Genomic DNA, 16,529 nt, shown 5'->3' with positions numbered 1-16,529 from the left:
AGCCCTGGGGGGCTGGCGCCCGCCCATTCCGATTAGGGTTGGCAAACGGATCGCGAACGCGAGAGCGTTAGACGACGATTGCCAGCGAGATACCGGGAGGCGGCCGGGAATGGCCCTGTTCGGCAAGCGAAAGAGCCGCGCGACGCGTCGCGCTGAAGCCCGCGCCATCAAGGCCCGCGCGAAGCTCGAGGCCAAGCTGGCCGCGAAAAACGAGGTGCGGCGCGCCAAGTCCGCCCAACGGGCGGAGAACAAGGCGCTCAGGGCCCAGATCAAGGCGCAGCGCGACAGTGACCGCAACGCGCTCAAAGTCGCTGAGGCCCAACTCAAGGCGGCGCGGGAGGGCAAGATCTTCTCCCCGACCCGGATCCGCCGCGTGCTGACGGTCTCGCGGCTGCTCGCACCGATCCTCACCCCGGTGATCTACCGGTTGGCCGTCTCGGCGCGCGCGCTGATCGATCAGCGCCGCGCGGACCGGCTCGGAATCCCGCTGGCTCAGATCGGCCAGTTCTCCGGCCCCGGCGCCCAGCTGTCGGCCCGCATCGCGGGGGCCGAGAGGTCGTTGCGGTCGGTGCAGGACAAGAAGCCCAAGGACGCCGAGACGAAGGCGTTCGTGGTCGCCATCACCGAGCGGCTCACCGATCTGTCGGCGGCCGTCACCGCCGCGGAGAATCTGCCCGCCGCGCGTCGCCGGGCCGCCCACGCCGCGATCTCGTCGCAGCTCGAAGGCATCGAGGCCGATCTGATGGCCCGCCTCGGGTTGAGCTGACCGACCCCACGAAAGGCAATCTCCTCCCATGTCAATCCACGGCAGGTGGATCCCGCGCATCCTGTTCGCGGCCGGCGCGGTCGTCGTCCTGGCCCTCGGGTCGGCGCTGCAGTCGCCGACGGCGTCGGCGCACGTCCACGCCAGCAGCGACAATCCGGTGCGCGGCGCCATGGCCCTGGTCACCTTCCAGGTGCCCAACGAATCGAACGTCGGGGCCGCCACCACCGCCTTGACCGTCGCCCTGCCCGGCGTCGCCTCGGCGCGCACCGAAAGCATGCCGGGCTGGACGGCCAGGCTCGACCGCGACGCGGCGTCCGGTGCCGTCCGCTCGGTGACATGGACGGCCGCCCCCGGCGGGGGGATCGCCGCTGACCAATTCGCGCTGTTCCGGTTGTCCGTGAAGTTGCCCGACACCGACACCGTCAGCTTCCCGGCCACGCAGTCCTACGCCGACGGGACCGTCGTGAAGTGGGATCAGGCGCCGCTGCCCGACGGCGGCGAGCCCGAACACCCGGCGCCCATGCTCACCCTTGCCACCGGGCCGGCGGGGTCACACCACCACCATGGGACGCCCGACCAAGCGACCGAACCGGCGCGGCCCCACGCGGCCGACAACACCGCGCGATTGTTGGGCGGCGCCGCTCTGGTGGTCGCCGCGCTGGGCGTCGCGATCGCGTTGATCCGCCGCCGCCCGTGAAACGGCTGGCGTTCGGCGCGTGCGTGAGCGCCATGTTCGCGATGGCCACGCTCACCGCGCCGGTGTCGTCGGCGCACGCCACGCGGATCGCCACCGACCCCGCGGCCAACGCGGTGCTGGCCTCCGGCCCGCAGCGGGTCAGCGCGACCTTCAACGAGCAGTTGCAGACCACGTTCGCCGCGATGACGGTGGTCGGCCCGGACGGCAACGTGTGGTCCGCCGGCGAGCCCACCGTGGCCGGCGCGATGGTCAGCATCGCCCTGCGTCGACTGGGACCGTCCGGCACGTACACGGTGAACTACCGGGTGACCTCCGCGGACGGCCACGTGGTGTCCGGGTCCTGGTCGTTCCAGCTCACGGTGTCCGGCACCGGCACGCCCGGGCCGCCGGTTGCCGGCGGCGGGGGCGGCGGCGGTGACGTCCCCGTCTGGCCGTTCGTGGCGGCCGCGTTGGCGCTCGTCGCCGGCGGCGCCTGGTGGGCGGTGCGGCACAGGCGGTGATCGAGGCGCCGTCACGCGTGCTGGCATGATGGGGTCGAGATCCCTGAGCTAGGGAAACGACGACAGAGGAAGCTCAAGGAGCGGCCGCATGGCAGACCCGCAGGACCCCACCAACAGCGCGCCCGACGGCGCCGGCACTCCGCCGGAGAAGAAACCGCCCGCCAAGGCGGCGAAAAAGACCGCGAAGGCGCCCGCCAAGAAGGCACCTGCGAAAAAGGCGCCCGCCAAAAAGGCGCCCGCCAAGAAAGCGCCCGCGAAGAAGGCGCCGGCCAAGAACGCCGAACCCGCACCCCCGCGGCCGCCCGAGCCGCCGGCCGGCGTGCAGCAGCGGGCCGAAACCAATGGCGACCTCACGGCCGCCGCCAAAGACGCTGCCGCACAGGCGAAGTCCACCGTGGAAGCCGCCAACAACCCGGTCTCTCCCGCCGTCCCGGGCCCCGCGGTGGGCCAATCCCCGGTGCCGCTGATCGTCGCCGTGGCCGTCAGCCTGCTGGCCATCCTGCTCATCCGCCAGCTGCGCCGTCGCTGAGGGCGCGGGCGTTTACATGTCAGAAGTGACGGTGCCATTCCGGCCGACCGCCGACCTGGTCGACAGCATCGGCCCCGACGTGCGCAGCTGCGACACCCAATTCCGCCAGCTCGGCGGGCGCGCCGAGTTCGCCGGCCCGATCAGTACCGTGCGCTGCTTTCAGGACAACGCGCTGCTGAAGTCGGTGCTCTCGGAGCCCGGTGACGGCGGGATATTGGTGATCGACGGCGCCGGCTCGCTGCACACCGCGCTGGTGGGCGACGTCATCGCCGAGCTCGCGCGGTCCAACGGCTGGGCCGGGCTCATCATCAACGGCGCGGTGCGGGACTCCGCCGCGTTGCGGGGCATGGACATCGGCATCAAGGCGCTGGGCACCAATCCGCGCAAGAGCACCAAGACCGGCGCCGGCGAACGCGATGTCGAAATCACCCTGGGCGGTGTGACGTTCGTGCCCGGCGAGATCGCCTACAGCGACGACGACGGGATCGTCGTCGTCGCCACAGACTCCTAAACCGCTACCGGCGCAGGCTTTTTCGCGAACTTCAAGCCCTCGTCGTCGACCTTGCCGCGCCGGATCGTGCGCATGTCGAAGAAGTAGTTCTGCTTGAGCCGCCACGGCGCCCGCGATCCCGACTTGGGCAGCAGGTGCATCGACCGCCGGAAGTAGCCGGGAGTGAAGTCCATGAACGGCAGCTCGTCCACGTCGTTGCCCGGATGCTGCGGCTCCACGAAGTCAAAACCCTTGGCGTCCATGTAGTTCAGCAGTCGGCAGACGAATTCGGAGACCAGGTCGGCCTTCAGCGTCCAGGACGCGTTGGTGTAGCCGAAGGTGATGGCGAAGTTCGGCACGCCGGAGAACATCAGGCCCTTGTAGGTCATCAGCGAGGTCAGGTCGATGTCCTCGCCGTTGCGGGTCGGCTTCACCCCGCCCAGCAACTGCATGTTCAATCCCGTTGCGGTGATGATGATGTCGGCCGCCAACTCCTCACCCGAGGTGAGCTTGATGCCGGTCTTGGTGAACCGGTCGATCGTGTCGGTGACGACGTCGGCCTTGCCGTGCCGGATGGTCCGGAAGAAGTCGCCGTCCGGCGCCAGGCACAGCCGCTCGTCCCAGACGTTATAGCGCGGCCCGAAGTGCTTCTCGACGTCGTAGCCCTGCGGCAGCCGTCGCTGCGCCATGGTCATCAACGTCTTGCGCATGTAGGCCGGGGCCTTGCGGGACAGCTGGTACTGGAAAGTGCTGAACGCGATGGCTTTCCAGCGGTTGGCCATGTGCGCGAGGCGCTCGGGCAGCAGCCGGTTGGCCTTCTCGGCGAAGGGGTCGACGCCGGGCAGCGACCCGATGTAAGTCGGCGAGCGCTGCAGCATCGTGACGTGACCGGCACCGGAGTTCACCAGGGCGGGGATCAGGGTGATCGCGGTCGCGCCGGATCCGATGACGACGATCCGCTTGCCCGCGTAGTCCAGGTCCTCCGGCCAGTGCTGCGGATGCACGATGGTGCCCCCGAAGTCGTCGGAGCCTTCGAAGGTGGGCGAGAACCCCTCGTCGTAGTTGTAGTAACCGGTGCAGGCGAACAGGAACGAACAGGTCATCTCGCTGGTGCGGCCGTCGTTCTCGACCGTCAGCGTCCAGCGGTTGTCGACGTCGGACCAGTCGGCGGCCACCACCCGGTGGTTGTAGCGGATGTGCGGCTCGATCCGGTTCTCGACCGCGGCCTCCCTGATGTAGGCCTTGATCGACGCGCCGTCGGCGATCGACTTCGCCGAACGCCAGGGCTTGAACCGGAAGCCGAGGGTGAACATGTCCGAGTCCGATCGGATGCCCGGGTACTTGAAGAGGTCCCAGGTGCCGCCGAGGTCGGCGCGGCGCTCGAGGATGGCGTAGCTCTTGGTCGGGCAGCGTTCCTGCAGGTGCCAGGCCGCGCTCACACCGGAGATGCCGGCGCCCACGATGAGGACGTCAAGGTGCTCAGTCATACGGCCACGCTATCAACACGGTGTTGAATCGGTCAACACCGTGTCGAAAATCTCGACGCCGTGTAAAGTAGCGGCCGTGACTACCGTCGGTTCCGCCCGCACCCACCGGGGCAGGCGCTCGGCGCGCCCGTCCGGCGACGACCGCGAACTGGCCATTTTGACCACCGCCGAACGGTTGCTGCAGGAACGCCCGCTCGCCGACATCTCCGTCGACGACCTCGCCAAGGGGGCCGGGCTGTCCCGGCCGACGTTCTACTTCTATTTCCCGTCCAAGGACGCGGTGCTGTTCACCCTGTTCGAGCGGGTGATCATGGAGGCAGACTCCGCGCTGGAGTCGCTGGTCGCCAGCCCGCCCGCCGACCTGAAAGCGTTGTGGCGCATCGGGATCAACGTGTTTGTCGAGACCTTCGGCACGCATCGCGCGGTGTCGCTGGCCGCCGATGCCGCGCGCACCAACAAAGACGTCGGCGGGCTGTGGTCACGCTTCATGCAGAAATGGGTCGACCACATCACCACCGTGATCGAAGCCGAGCGCGCGCGCGGCGCCGCGCCGGTGACACTGCCGGCGCGCAACCTGTCCGCGGCACTGAACCTGCTCAACGAAAAGGTCATGCTCAGTGCGTTCGCCGGCGGGCGACCGTCGGTGCCCAGCGAGCAACTGCTCGACACGCTGGTGCACATCTGGGTCAGCAGCGTGTACGGCGAGGCCTGCTGAAACGGGTTTGTCGGCGCCCCGTGCGAACATATGTTCGTGCGGTGTGACCCGTCCATTCTGCACGCGGACCTGGACTCCTTCTACGCGTCCGTCGAACAGCGCGATGACCCGGCCCTGCGCGGGCGCCCGGTGATCGTCGGCGGCGGCGTGGTGCTGGCCGCGAGCTACGAGGCCAAGGCCTACGGCGTGCGCACGGCCATGGGCGGGGCGCAGGCGCGGCGGTTGTGCCCGGCCGCCGTGGTGGTGCCGCCGCGGATGAGCGCCTACAGCCGCGCCAGCGACGCCGTCTTCGAGGTGTTCCGTGATTGCACCCCGATCGTGGAAGCGCTGTCGGTCGACGAGGCCTTCCTCGACGTCGGTGGGCTGCGCCGGGTCAGCGGCACGCCGGTGGCGATCGCCGAGCGGTTGCGCGCCGACGTGCGCGAGCGGGTCGGGCTGCCGATCACCGTCGGGATCGCCCGGACCAAGTTCCTTGCCAAGGTCGCCAGCCAGGAGGCCAAGCCCGACGGGCTGCTGCTGGTGCCCCCCGATCAGGAGTTGACGTTTTTGCGGCCGCTGCCGGTGCGCCGGCTGTGGGGCGTGGGCGCGGTGACCGCCGAGAAGCTGCATGCACACGGCATCGTCACCGTGGCCGACGTCGCCGAGCTCAGCGAGTCGGCGCTGGGCTCGATGGTCGGTGGCGCGATGGGTCGTCAGCTCTATGCGCTGTCGCGCAACATCGACCGCCGGCGGGTCACCGCCGGCGTTGGTCGCCGCTCCGTCGGGGCGCAGCGAGCGCTGGGCCGCTCTGGCAATGCCATGTCGCCTAACGAGATCGACGCCGTGGTGGTGAACTTGATCGACCGCATCACCGGCCGCATGCGCGCCGCCGGGCGGACGGGCCGCACGGTGGTGCTGCGGCTGCGCTTCGACGACTTCTCCAGGGCCACGCGCTCGCACACCCTGCCGTGGGCCACGTCGGCCACGGCGCCCATCCTGGCCGCCGCGCGGCGCCTGGTCGCGGGCGCGGCGCGGCTGATCGCGCAGCGCGGCCTGACGCTGGTCGGGTTCGCGGTATCGGGCATCGACCGCAGCGGCGCCCAGCAGCTGATGCTGCCGTTCGGCGAATCGCGCCGGCGCGCTGCCGGCGACGACATCGACGCCGCCATCGACCGGGTGCGCCGGCGCTATGGCAAGTCGGCGCTCACGCCCGCGGTGCTATTGGGGCGCGATCCGGGCTTCGAGATGCCGCACCTGCCCGACTGACGGGTCGTCGGTGTTTTCACTAATTATTCAATTACTCTTTGCCACATGCCTTTTCGATGATTTGAGGTTGATTTGAATCAGCCTCGCGACCCCGCTTGTGCGGCGGCCCGCTTGTTAGGTTGGCGTAAACCCGACCTCGAAAGTGAGCAACTGAATCCGATGCCGCCGCACCAATCCCGCGACACCGGCCTGCCCCGCGAAGGTCTCCTGCTCGGTTACAGCGCGTTACTCGCCTTATCCGCGGGCTTCGTCAATGCCGTGGCGCTGCTGATCTTGGCGGTGCCCGTCGGCAATCTGACCGGGATCACCACCCAGCTGGGCATGCACACGGCCAACCCGTGGCTGTACGAAGGCCACGTGCTCGGCGCAATCTTTCTGGGCTTCCTGATGGGAGCGGCCATAGCCGGGGCGATCCTCGCACCCACCGATGCCCTTGCGGGCCCACGCCACGCCGCCGTGCTGTACCTCGAGGCAGGCTTGCTCGTGCTCGCCGCGGCCGGGGGAGCGGAGACCGTCGTCAGGGCACAGATCAACGCCCTGGGCGTCGAGCAGACCGCGGTGCAGGCGCTGTTCGCCGCCGCGGCGCTCGGCCTGCAAAACGGGATGACATCGAGCTTTCGCGGGATGGCGATCCGCACCACGCACTTCACCGGAACCATCACCGACCTCGGGCTGATCCTCGGCCGCAGCCGGATACACGGCATCAAGAACTGGAAAACGGCGATACTGGCCGCCACCCTGGTGTTATTCCTCGGCGGCGGCGTGGCCGGGATCATGTTCGGGGCTCAGTTGGGGGGTTACGCGCTGCTCATCCCGGCCGCGATCTGCGCGACCGTCGGCGCCGCCAACCTGCTGCAGGGCACCGTCCGCAGCGCCGCACCGGTTCCCGAGCGCGCCGAACGGGTGCGGGTCTGAGCGGCGTCTCAATTCGACCCGGTCCACTCCAGCAGCCGGCCGGCCGGCCAGGTGTTGACGATCCGGTCGGGGGGAACGCCCGCGTCCAGGGCGCGCTGCGCGCCGTAACCGAGGAAGTCCAGCTGGCCCGGGGCGTGGGCGTCGGTGTCGATGCTGAACACGCAACCGATGTCCAGCGCCAGGTTGAGCAGGCGGGTCGGCGGGTCGCGCCGCTCCGGCCGGGAGTTGATCTCCACCGCGGTGCCGGACTCGCGGCACGCCGTGAACACCGCCTCGGCGTCGAACTTGGATTCCGGCCGGATGCCGCGGTTGCCGGACACCAGCCGGCCGGTGCAGTGGCCGAGCACGTCGGCGTGCGGGTTTTGGACCGCGCGCAGCATGCGCCGGGTCATCGCGGCGGAATCCATCGATAACTTGGAGTGCACGCTGGCCACCACGACGTCGAGGCGTTCCAGCAGTTCGGGTTCCTGGTCCAGGCTGCCGTCGTCGAGGATGTCGACCTCGATCCCGGTGAGGATGCGCATGGGCGCGAACGTCTCCTGCAGCCGGTCGATCACGTCGAGCTGCTTGCGTAACCGCTCCGGCGACAGGCCGTTGGCGATGGTCAGCCGCGGCGAATGGTCGGTCAGCGCGCAGTATTCGTGGCCCAGCGCCGCCGCCGCGGCCATCATCTCCTCGATCGGAGCGGAGCCGTCCGACCAGTTGGAGTGCAGGTGCAGGTCGCCGCGCAGCGCGGTACGAATGTCACCGCCACCGAGATCTTCTGCGGTGGAACGCAATTCGACCAGCAGGTCGGGTTCTCGGCCGGACCACGCCTGGTCGATGACCTTGGCGGTTTTGGGGCCGATTCCCGGCAGCGACTGCCAGCTGTTGGCCTGGCCGTGGCGTTCGCGCGCCGCGTCGTCGAGGCCCTCGATGATGTCGGCCGCGTTGCGGTAGGCCATCACGCGTCTCGGGTCGTGACGGCTCCGGTCCTTGTAGTAGGCGATCTGCCGCAGGGCCGCTACCGGATCCATTACTCCAGTGTGCCCGCCAGACCTCGGCGAGTTACAGCAGTTGGCCGACCACGAACCCGGCGAGCAGCACGCCGAACCCGCCGATTTCCCCGACGATCAGCGCGGCCATCGCCAATTCGGTGCTGCGGTCGGCGTTTTCGAATTGGTTGACGGTGTCGCGCCGTGCCCCGTGGGTGATGTAGGCGGCGATGGCCGCCACGAAGAAGAAGACGACGACGCCGGCGGCCGTCAGGTTCACCCACACCGGCCAGGCGCTCAGTTGTACGAAAACCGCGAGCAGCAGCGTCGCGAACGAATACAGCAGCGCCGCGCGATGCGCGATGTCGACGTAGGGATGCGCGAGATGATTCTCGGAGGTCATCATCCCGCGGTATTTCCAGATCCCGAGAACGAGCGCGAGCAGGAAGATCAGGCCCGCCGCCAGCAGCGTGAGCTTGGTGTCGATTCCCAGGGAGCAACAAGGGCAAGTCATAGCGCGGTCGAGTTTAGTTGCCCTTCATAAACGCCGACTAACGTCGTTGACATGCGATTCGCCTTCAAGACTTCTCCGCAGAACACCACCTGGGCCCAGATGCTGGCCGTCTGGCAGGCCGCAGACGACATCGACGTCTACGAATCCGGGTGGACCTTCGACCACTTCTACCCGATCTTCTCCGACAGCAGCGGGCCCTGTCTGGAGGGGTGGACGACGCTGACGGCGCTGGCACAGGCCACCACGCGATTGCGGCTGGGCACCCTGGTCACCGGGATCCACTACCGCCACCCCGCGGTGCTGGCCAACATGGCGGCCGCCCTCGACATCATCTCCAACGGGCGCCTCGAGCTGGGGATCGGCGCCGGCTGGAACGAGGAGGAATCCGGCGCCTACGGCATCGAGCTGGGCAGCATCAAGGAACGCTTCGACCGCTTCGAGGAAGCCTGCGAGGTGTTGACCAGCCTTTTGACCACGGACTGCTCCGATTTTCAAGGCAGGTTCTATCAGCTCAAGGGTGCCCGCAACGAGCCCAAGGGGCCGCAGCGTCCGCACCCCCCGATCTGCATCGGCGGCAGCGGCGAGAAGCGCACGCTGCGGATCACCGCCCGCTACGCCCAGCACTGGAACTTCGTCGGCGGCCCGCCCGACGTTTTCGCCCACAAGCGTGACGTCCTCGCCGCACACTGCGCGGACATCGGCCGCGATCCGAAGGAGATCACCCTCTCGGCGCACCTGCGCCTCGAGCCGGACCTCGACTACGGGAAGGTCGTCGCGGACGCCGCCGGACTCGCCGCCGAAGGGCTCGACCTCGGGATCGTCTACCTACCCCCGCCACACGACCCCGCCGTGCTGGAACCGCTCGCCGAGGCGATCCGCGATTCGGGATTACTCGACGGATAGCACCGATTTTCGGGCCCCGCCCCTGGCGCTCAGGCGAAAATCCCGCCCGCCGGCCGCGGAGCAAACCCGCCGGGCGCCCGCAGGCGCGGCGGCAGAGTGGTCACGCGCCGAAGAGCAGTAGATCCTGGGCGGTGACCAACCGCTCGTGCTTGGCGGGGAACTCGCGACTTTTTACCGGGTGACGCAACCATGACCAGGCCATTCGCCCCATCCGCGTCCGGGGTACTGGGTGGATATGCACAAAAACCACTCCTGCAATCGGTCCGTCCATCCGGGAAACAGTGTGACCCCCCTGTGAGCGGGCTCACAGGGGATTATTAGACACCCACCGTCTGGCAAACTGCGGAAGACGCGCCGAACGAACCAGCGCGTGTTTCTGGTGTGACTGGTGTTACTACTGAAGCGGTACCGCGGTGGGCTTGATCGGCGCCGGCAGCGCGGTGGAACCCATCATGAACCGGTCCGCCGCCGCGGCGGCCGCCCGGCCCTCAGCAATCGCCCAAACGATCAATGACTGGCCGCGACCCATGTCCCCGGCTACGAAGACGCCCGGAACCGACGTCTCGAAGTCGGCGCCGCGCGCGACGTTGCCGCGCTCGGTGAGCTTGACTCCGAGCTCGGTGAGCAGGCCCTCCTTCTCGGGCCCGACGAATCCCATCGCCAGCAACACCAGGTCGGCCTCGAGTTCGAAATCGGAGCCGTCGACCTTGACGAACTTGCCGCCCTCCATGGTGACCTCGTGCGCCTTGAGCGCCGTGACGCGACCGTCCCGGCCGACGAACTGCTCGGTGTTGACGGAGAACACCCGCTCGCCGCCCTCTTCGTGCGCCGCGGAGACCCGGTACATCAGCGGGTAGGTCGGCCACGGGGTGGACGGGGCGCGCGTCTCCGGTGGGCGCGGCATGATCTCGAACTGGTGCACCTCGGTGGCGCCCTGCCGGTGCACGGTGCCCAGGCAGTCGGCGCCGGTGTCACCGCCGCCGATGATGATGACCTTCTTGCCTTTGGCGGTGAGCGGCGGTTGCCCGTCGGCGTCCACCTCGCCTTCGCCCAGATCACCCAACGCTTGCCGGTTGCCCCAGGGCAGGAATTCCATCGCCTGATGGATGCCGTCCAATTCCCGGCCGGGAACGGGCAGATCGCGCCAGGCGGTCGCACCGCCGGCCAGCACCACCGCGTCGAAGTCGGAGCGCAGCTGCTCGGCGCTGATGTCGACCCCGACGTTGACGCCCGCCCGGAACTCGGTTCCCTCGGCGCGCATCTGGTCCAACCGGCGGTCGAGCACGCGCTTTTCCATCTTGAATTCCGGGATGCCGTAGCGCAGCAAGCCGCCGATGCGGTCGGCCCGCTCGAAGACGGTGACGCTGTGGCCGGCGCGGGTCAGCTGCTGAGCGGCGGCCAGGCCCGCGGGTCCGGAACCGACCACGGCGACCTTTTTCCCGGTCAGCTTCTCCGGCGGAAGCGGCCGCACCCAGCCCTCGTCGAAGGCCTTGTCGATGATCTCCAGCTCGATCTGCTTGATCGTCACCGGATCCTGGTTGATGCCGAGCACACAGGCCGGCTCACACGGCGCCGGGCACAGCCGGCCGGTGAAGTCCGGGAAGTTGTTGGTGGCGTGCAGCCGTTCGATCGCGGCCTGCCACTGGTCCCTGCGGACCAGGTCATTCCACTCCGGAATCAGGTTGCCCAGCGGACAACCGTTGTGACAGAACGGAATACCGCAGTCCATGCAGCGGGTCGCCTGCTCGCGCAGGGTCTCGTTGTCGAAATCCTCGTAGACCTCGCGCCAGTCGCGCAACCGCAGCGGGACCGGCCGGCGCTTCGGCAATTCCCGGTGCGTGTATTTCAGGAAGCCGCTCGGATCAGCCATGGGCGGCCGCCATGATCGCCTTGTCGACATCGGCGCCGTCGCGTTCCGCATCGGCGATGGCCTGCAGCACCCGCTTGAAGTCGCGCGGCATCACCTTGGCGAAATGCCGGCGCTCCTCCGGCCAGTCACCCAGAATGCGCTGACCCACAGCGGAATCGGTGGCATCAACGTGTGCCTGGATCATGCCGTGCAACCACTCGTCGTCATCCTCATCCAAGCTCTCGAGCTCGACCATCTCCGTGTTGAGATTTCCTGGCAATTCGCCGTGCGGGTCGTAGATGTACGCCACCCCGCCGGACATGCCGGCCGCGAAGTTGCGGCCGGTGCGACCGAGGACGACGACCTTGCCGCCGGTCATGTATTCACACCCGTGGTCCCCGACACCCTCGACGACGGCGTGCGCCCCGGAGTTGCGGACCGCGAACCGCTCGCCGACGACACCGCGCAGGTACGCCTCACCGCTGGTCGCGCCGAACAGGATCACGTTGCCGCCGATGATGTTGTCCTCGGCCACGTAGTCCTGCGGGGCGTCGTCCGACGGCCGAACCACGATCCGGCCACCGGACAGACCCTTGCCGACGTAGTCGTTGGCGTCGCCGTAGACGCGCAGGGTGATGCCGCGCGGCACGAACGCGCCGAAGCTGTTGCCCGCCGAGCCGTCGAAGGTGATGTCGATGGTCCCGTCCGGCAACCCTTGACCGCCATAGGCTTTGGTGACCTCGTGGCCGAGCATGGTGCCCACCGTGCGGTTGACGTTGCTGATCGTGGTCGAGAAACGCACCGGCGTACCGGAATCCAGTGCCTCGCGGCTCATCACGATCAACTGCTGGTCGAGCGCCTTGTCCAGGCCGTGGTCCTGACGCGAGGTGCAGTACAGGTCCTGGTTCATAAACGCCGATTCCGGCTCGTGCAGGACCGGGTCCAGGTCGAGCCGGTGCGCCTTCCAGTGGGCGCGCGCCAACGTGGTGTCGAGCGCCTTGACCTGCCCGATCGCCTCGTTGAGGGTGCGGAATCCCAACTGCGCCATGTATTCGCGGACCTCTTCGGCGATGAACATGAAGAAGTTCTCGACGAACTCGGGCTTGCCGGTGAAACGTTCGCGCAGCACCGGGTTCTGGGTGGCCACCCCGACGGGGCAGGTGTCGAGGTGGCAGACCCGCATCATGATGCAGCCGGACACCACCAGCGGCGCGGTGGCGAAGCCAAATTCCTCGGCGCCGAGCAGCGCCGCGATCATCACGTCGCGACCCGTCTTGAGCTGGCCGTCGACCTGGACCACGATCCGGTCGCGTAACCCGTTGAGCAGCAACGTCTGCTGCGTCTCGGCCAGCCCCAGCTCCCACGGCGCCCCGGCGTGCTTCATCGAGGTCATCGGCGTCGCGCCGGTGCCGCCGTCGTGCCCGGAGATCAGGACCACGTCGGCGTGGGCCTTGGACACGCCCGCCGCCACCGTGCCGACGCCGTTCTCGGAGACCAGCTTGACGTGCACGCGCGCCGCCGGGTTGGCGTTCTTCAGGTCGTGGATCAGCTGTGCCAGGTCCTCGATGGAGTAGATGTCGTGGTGCGGCGGCGGTGAGATCAGGCCGACGCCGGGGGTGGAGTGGCGGACTTCGGCCACCCACGGGTACACCTTGTGCCCCGGAAGCTGGCCTCCCTCACCGGGTTTCGCGCCCTGGGCCATCTTGATCTGGATGTCGGTGCAGTTCGTCAGGTAGTGCGAGGTGACACCGAACCGGCCCGAGGCGACCTGTTTGATCGCGCTGCGCCGCCAGGCCCCGTCGGGGTCGCGGTCGAAGCGCTTGACGTCCTCGCCGCCCTCGCCGCTGTTGGACCGGCCGCCCAGCCGGTTCATCGCGATGGCCAGCGTCTCGTGGGCCTCCGCCGAGATCGAGCCGTAGCTCATCGCCCCGGTGGAGAAGCGTTTGACGATTTCGCTTGCGGGCTCGACCTCTTCGAGCGGGATCGGTTCCCGCACACCGGCGCGGAACTTGAGCAGGCCGCGCAGGGACGCCATGCGCTCGCTCTGGTCGTCGACCAGGCGGGTGTAGTCCTTGAACACCTTGTACTGGCCGGTGCGCGTGGCGTGCTGCAGCTTGAAGACGGTCTCGGGGTTGAACAGGTGGTACTCGCCCTCGCGGCGCCACTGGTATTCCCCGCCCACCTCGAGCTCGCGGTGGGCGCGTTCGCCCGGCCGGTCCAGGTAGGCCAGGGCGTGGCGGGCGGCGACGTCGGCGGCGATGTCGTCCAGGGTGATCCCGCCGATGGGACAGCTCAACCCGGTGAAGTATTCGTTGAGCACATCCTCGGAGATGCCGACCGCCTGGAACAACTGCGCACCGGTGTAGGAGGCGAGCGTCGAAATGCCCATCTTGGACATCACTTTCAGCACACCCTTGCCGGCCGCCTTGATGTAGTTGTTCAGCGCCGTCTTGCGGTCGATGCCCTCGATCACGCCCCGGTCGAGCATGTCCTCGATCGACTCGAACGCCAGGTACGGGTTGATCGCCGCGGCGCCGAAGCTGACCAGCGCCGCCATGTGGTGCACCTCGCGGGCGTCACCGGTCTCCACCACCAGACCCACGTGGGTGCGTGTCCGGTCGCGCACCAGGTGGTGGTGCACCCCCGCCACCGCGAGCAGCGACGGAATGGGCGCCATCCGTTCGTCGGATTCGCGGTCGGACAGGATGATCACCCGCGCGCCGTCGGCGATCGCCGCCGATGCCTGCGCGCGCACGTCCTCGAGGGCGGCGGCCAGCCCGGCGCCACCTTCGGCCACCGGGTAAAGGCAGCGAATCACCTTGGAACGCATGCCATGCGGGCGTCCGTTGACCTCGTCGTCCGGGTTGAGGTTGATCAGCTTCGCCAGCTCCCGGTTGCGCAGGATCGGCTGCGGCAGCGCGATCTGGTGACACGAGAGCTCGGTCGGGGTGAGCAGGTCACGCTCGCCGCCGGTGGTGCCCTGCAGGCTGGTCACCACCTCCTCACGGATGGCGTCCAGCGGCGGGTTGGTCACCTGCGCGAACAGCTGCTGGAAGTAGTCGTAGAGCATCCGGGGCCGCTGGGAGAGCACCGCGACCGGGGTGTCGGTGCCCATCGACCCGATCGGCTCGGCGCCGCTGCGCACCATCGGCGCCACCAACAGGTTGAGTTCCTCGTAGGTGTAGCCAAATGTCTGCTGGCGCTTGACCAGTCGGTCATGCGGCATCCGCTTGTAGTGGCCCTGCGGCAGGTCGTCGAGGGGGACCAGGTTCTTGTCCAGCCACTCCTGGTAGGGGTGCTCGGCGGCCAGCTCCGCTTTGATCTCCTCGTCGGAGACGATGCGGCCCTGCGCGGTGTCCACCAGGAACATGCGGCCGGGCTGCAGCCGCATCCGACGCACCACCTTGGCCGGGTCCAGGTCCAGCACGCCGGCCTCGGACGCCATCACCACCAAACCGTCTTCGGTGACCCAGATCCGCGAGGGGCGCAAGCCATTACGGTCGAGCACCGCGCCGATGATCGTGCCGTCGGTGAAGGTGATCGACGCCGGCCCGTCCCACGGCTCCATCAGCGAGGCGTGGTAGCGGTAGAACGCGCGGCGCGCGGGGTCCATCGACTCGTTGCGCTCCCACGCCTCGGGAATCATCATCAGCACGGCGTGGGCCAGGCTGCGCCCGCCGAGGTGCAGCAGCTCGAGCGCCTCGTCGAAGCGCGCGGTGTCGGACGCGCCGGGCGTGCAGATCGGGAACAACTTCTCGACGTCGGCTTCCGAGCCGAACACGTCGGTCTTGATCAACGCCTCGCGGGCCCGCATCCAGTTCTCGTTGCCGGTGACGGTGTTGATCTCACCGTTGTGGGCGACGCGGCGGAACGGATGCGCCAGCGGCCACGACGGAAAAGTGTTGGTGGAGAACCGCGAGTGCACGATTCCCAGGGCGCTGGTCAACCGATTGTCTTGCAGGTCAAGGTAAAACGCCTTGAGCTGCGGGGTGGTCAGCATGCCCTTGTAGACCAGGGTCTGACCCGAAAGGCTCGGGAAGTAAACGGTTTCGCGGCCGGGGCCGTCTTGGCCCGGGCCCTTGGTGCCCAGTTCGTGCTCGGCGCGCTTGCGCACCACGTAGGCCCGGCGCTCCAGCGTCATACCGGACGCCCCCGCCATGAACACCTGCCGGAAGGTGGGCATCGCGTCGCGCGACAGCGCGCCCAGCGACGAGTCGTCGGTGGGGACGTTGCGCCAGCCCAGCACGGTCAGGCCCTCGGCTTCGGCGATCTTCTCCACCGCGGCGCACGCGGTCGCGGCGTCCTTGGACGATTGCGGCAGGAAGGCGATGCCGGTGGCGTAGCTGCCCGCCGGCGGCAACTCGAAGTCCACGACTTCGCGCAGGAAGGCATCGGGAACCTGAAGCATGATGCCGGCACCGTCGCCGCTGCGCGGCTCGGCGCCCTGGGCACCCCGGTGTTCGAGGTTGAGCAGCGCGGTGATTGCCTTATCGACGATGTCGCGGCTGCGGCGGCCGTGCATATCGACGACCATGGCTACCCCGCACGCGTCGTGCTCGAACGCGGGGTTGTATAACCCGACGCGCTTGGGCGTCATATGCACCTGACCCTTCACCTGAACGTTCTGCGCGGCCGTTACCAGCGGCCCCGATGAGATCGCACCCCGGACGTTGCGGGCGAATATCCCTTCGGTCTTGTCTCGATAGGCTGTGCCCCAGGCGGAGATGATCCTGTTCGGGATGTCCGTGCAGCTCTGAACGGTGGCCTGGAACCGGTCTCGACAAGTCGTAAAACGATATGACAATACCCGCCTGACATGCCAACTTCGTCAAGTCTAAACCGTCGGCGGGCACCCTCGTAAATTTCGCGGTTGCCGCTGATCGGCACTCGTGCGGTGCCGGGGTGCGGGCCGGTGATTTCCACCACCGCCGGCCTTCCACCGCGC

Annotated in this window: 14 protein-coding genes; 9 read left to right on the top strand and 5 right to left on the bottom strand. The window is 68.3% G+C overall.

What is annotated here, in order from left to right:
- Positions 1-109: 109 nt before the first annotated feature.
- From P6281_RS00920 to rraA, 5 genes are all read left to right on the top strand, one after another.
- Positions 110-766 carry a DUF6474 family protein gene (locus P6281_RS00920; protein WP_014378840.1) on the top strand — a complete coding sequence of 219 codons (657 nt, stop codon included), beginning with the start codon at positions 110-112 and terminating at the stop codon, positions 764-766.
- Positions 767-794: 28 nt separating this feature from the next.
- Positions 795-1,463 (top strand): YcnI family copper-binding membrane protein, encoded by a 669-nt coding sequence (locus P6281_RS00915; RefSeq protein ID WP_009955499.1) that lies wholly within the window; start codon positions 795-797, stop codon positions 1,461-1,463.
- A complete protein-coding gene (locus P6281_RS00910; RefSeq protein WP_014383629.1) occupies positions 1,460-1,963 on the top strand; it encodes a copper resistance CopC family protein in 504 nt (167 codons plus the stop codon). Before P6281_RS00915 ends, P6281_RS00910 begins: the two co-directional genes overlap by 4 nt.
- An 88-nt stretch (positions 1,964-2,051) precedes the next feature.
- Complete coding sequence (locus P6281_RS00905; RefSeq protein ID WP_014383628.1) at positions 2,052-2,492, top strand: Rv3852 family protein; 441 nt, start codon at positions 2,052-2,054, stop codon at positions 2,490-2,492.
- A 25-nt stretch (positions 2,493-2,517) separates the two neighbouring features.
- A complete protein-coding gene (gene rraA, locus P6281_RS00900) occupies positions 2,518-3,003 on the top strand; it encodes a ribonuclease E activity regulator RraA (protein ID WP_014383627.1) in 486 nt (161 codons plus the stop codon).
- On the opposite strand, the gene P6281_RS00895 is transcribed toward rraA, so the two are convergent.
- Positions 3,000-4,469: a flavin-containing monooxygenase gene (locus P6281_RS00895; protein ID WP_009955494.1), complete on the bottom strand. Its 1,470-nt coding sequence runs from the start codon at positions 4,467-4,469 to the stop codon at positions 3,000-3,002. The two genes, rraA and P6281_RS00895, sit on opposite strands and share 4 nt — an antisense overlap.
- A gap of 76 nt (positions 4,470-4,545) precedes the next feature.
- Here P6281_RS00895 and P6281_RS00890 point away from each other — a divergent pair, with 76 nt between their 5' ends.
- The 3 genes from P6281_RS00890 (at position 4,546) to P6281_RS00880 (ending at position 7,344) form a co-directional block, all read left to right on the top strand.
- Positions 4,546-5,184 (top strand): TetR/AcrR family transcriptional regulator, encoded by a 639-nt coding sequence (locus P6281_RS00890; RefSeq protein WP_008262935.1) that lies wholly within the window; start codon positions 4,546-4,548, stop codon positions 5,182-5,184.
- 30 nt (positions 5,185-5,214) lie between these two features.
- Positions 5,215-6,429 (top strand): DNA polymerase IV, encoded by a 1,215-nt coding sequence (gene dinB / locus P6281_RS00885; RefSeq protein ID WP_008262934.1) that lies wholly within the window; start codon positions 5,215-5,217, stop codon positions 6,427-6,429.
- A gap of 159 nt (positions 6,430-6,588) precedes the next feature.
- On the top strand, positions 6,589-7,344 hold the full coding sequence (locus tag P6281_RS00880) for a YoaK family protein (protein ID WP_008262924.1): 756 nt from the start codon (positions 6,589-6,591) through the stop codon (positions 7,342-7,344).
- A gap of 8 nt (positions 7,345-7,352) precedes the next feature.
- Here P6281_RS00880 and P6281_RS00875 read toward each other — a convergent pair whose 3' ends face one another.
- Entirely contained in the window at positions 7,353-8,360 is a 1,008-nt protein-coding gene (locus tag P6281_RS00875; RefSeq protein ID WP_324738575.1) for a PHP domain-containing protein, read from the bottom strand.
- 31 nt (positions 8,361-8,391) lie between these two features.
- Positions 8,392-8,832 (bottom strand): hypothetical protein, encoded by a 441-nt coding sequence (locus tag P6281_RS00870; protein WP_008262917.1) that lies wholly within the window; start codon positions 8,830-8,832, stop codon positions 8,392-8,394.
- 51 nt (positions 8,833-8,883) lie between these two features.
- Between P6281_RS00870 and P6281_RS00865 the strand changes: the two genes are divergently transcribed.
- The gene (locus tag P6281_RS00865; RefSeq protein WP_014383623.1) at positions 8,884-9,735 is read left to right on the top strand and encodes an LLM class F420-dependent oxidoreductase; all 852 of its coding nucleotides are present in this window, start codon (positions 8,884-8,886) and stop codon (positions 9,733-9,735) included.
- A 394-nt stretch (positions 9,736-10,129) separates the two neighbouring features.
- Here P6281_RS00865 and P6281_RS00860 read toward each other — a convergent pair whose 3' ends face one another.
- Together P6281_RS00860 and gltB are read right to left on the bottom strand one after the other, a co-directional pair.
- Complete coding sequence (locus P6281_RS00860) at positions 10,130-11,605, bottom strand: glutamate synthase subunit beta (RefSeq protein WP_008262914.1); 1,476 nt, start codon at positions 11,603-11,605, stop codon at positions 10,130-10,132.
- A complete protein-coding gene (gene gltB, locus P6281_RS00855; protein WP_008262912.1) occupies positions 11,598-16,181 on the bottom strand; it encodes a glutamate synthase large subunit in 4,584 nt (1,527 codons plus the stop codon). Before gltB ends, P6281_RS00860 begins: the two co-directional genes overlap by 8 nt.
- Between the last annotated feature and the right edge of the window lie 348 nt (positions 16,182-16,529).

The organism is Mycobacterium sp. 5-140-3-2, assembly GCF_035666375.1.
Taxonomy (GTDB): domain Bacteria; phylum Actinomycetota; class Actinomycetes; order Mycobacteriales; family Mycobacteriaceae; genus Mycobacterium; species Mycobacterium intracellulare.
This window is presented reverse-complemented; position numbering and strand designations above follow the sequence as displayed.

Coding starts and splice junctions, on each gene's coding strand:
- P6281_RS00920 (WP_014378840.1), top strand. CDS start 110: ATGGCCCTGTTCGGCAAGCGAAAGAGCCGCGCGACGCGTCGCGCTGAA.
- P6281_RS00915 (WP_009955499.1), top strand. CDS start 795: ATGTCAATCCACGGCAGGTGGATCCCGCGCATCCTGTTCGCGGCCGGC.
- P6281_RS00905 (WP_014383628.1), top strand. CDS start 2,052: ATGGCAGACCCGCAGGACCCCACCAACAGCGCGCCCGACGGCGCCGGC.
- P6281_RS00895 (WP_009955494.1), bottom strand. CDS start 4,469: ATGACTGAGCACCTTGACGTCCTCATCGTGGGCGCCGGCATCTCCGGT.
- dinB (WP_008262934.1), top strand. CDS start 5,215: ATGTTCGTGCGGTGTGACCCGTCCATTCTGCACGCGGACCTGGACTCC.
- P6281_RS00880 (WP_008262924.1), top strand. CDS start 6,589: ATGCCGCCGCACCAATCCCGCGACACCGGCCTGCCCCGCGAAGGTCTC.
- P6281_RS00875 (WP_324738575.1), bottom strand. CDS start 8,360: ATGGATCCGGTAGCGGCCCTGCGGCAGATCGCCTACTACAAGGACCGG.
- P6281_RS00870 (WP_008262917.1), bottom strand. CDS start 8,832: ATGACTTGCCCTTGTTGCTCCCTGGGAATCGACACCAAGCTCACGCTG.
- P6281_RS00865 (WP_014383623.1), top strand. CDS start 8,884: ATGCGATTCGCCTTCAAGACTTCTCCGCAGAACACCACCTGGGCCCAG.
- P6281_RS00860 (WP_008262914.1), bottom strand. CDS start 11,605: ATGGCTGATCCGAGCGGCTTCCTGAAATACACGCACCGGGAATTGCCG.
- gltB (WP_008262912.1), bottom strand. CDS start 16,181: ATGACGCCCAAGCGCGTCGGGTTATACAACCCCGCGTTCGAGCACGAC.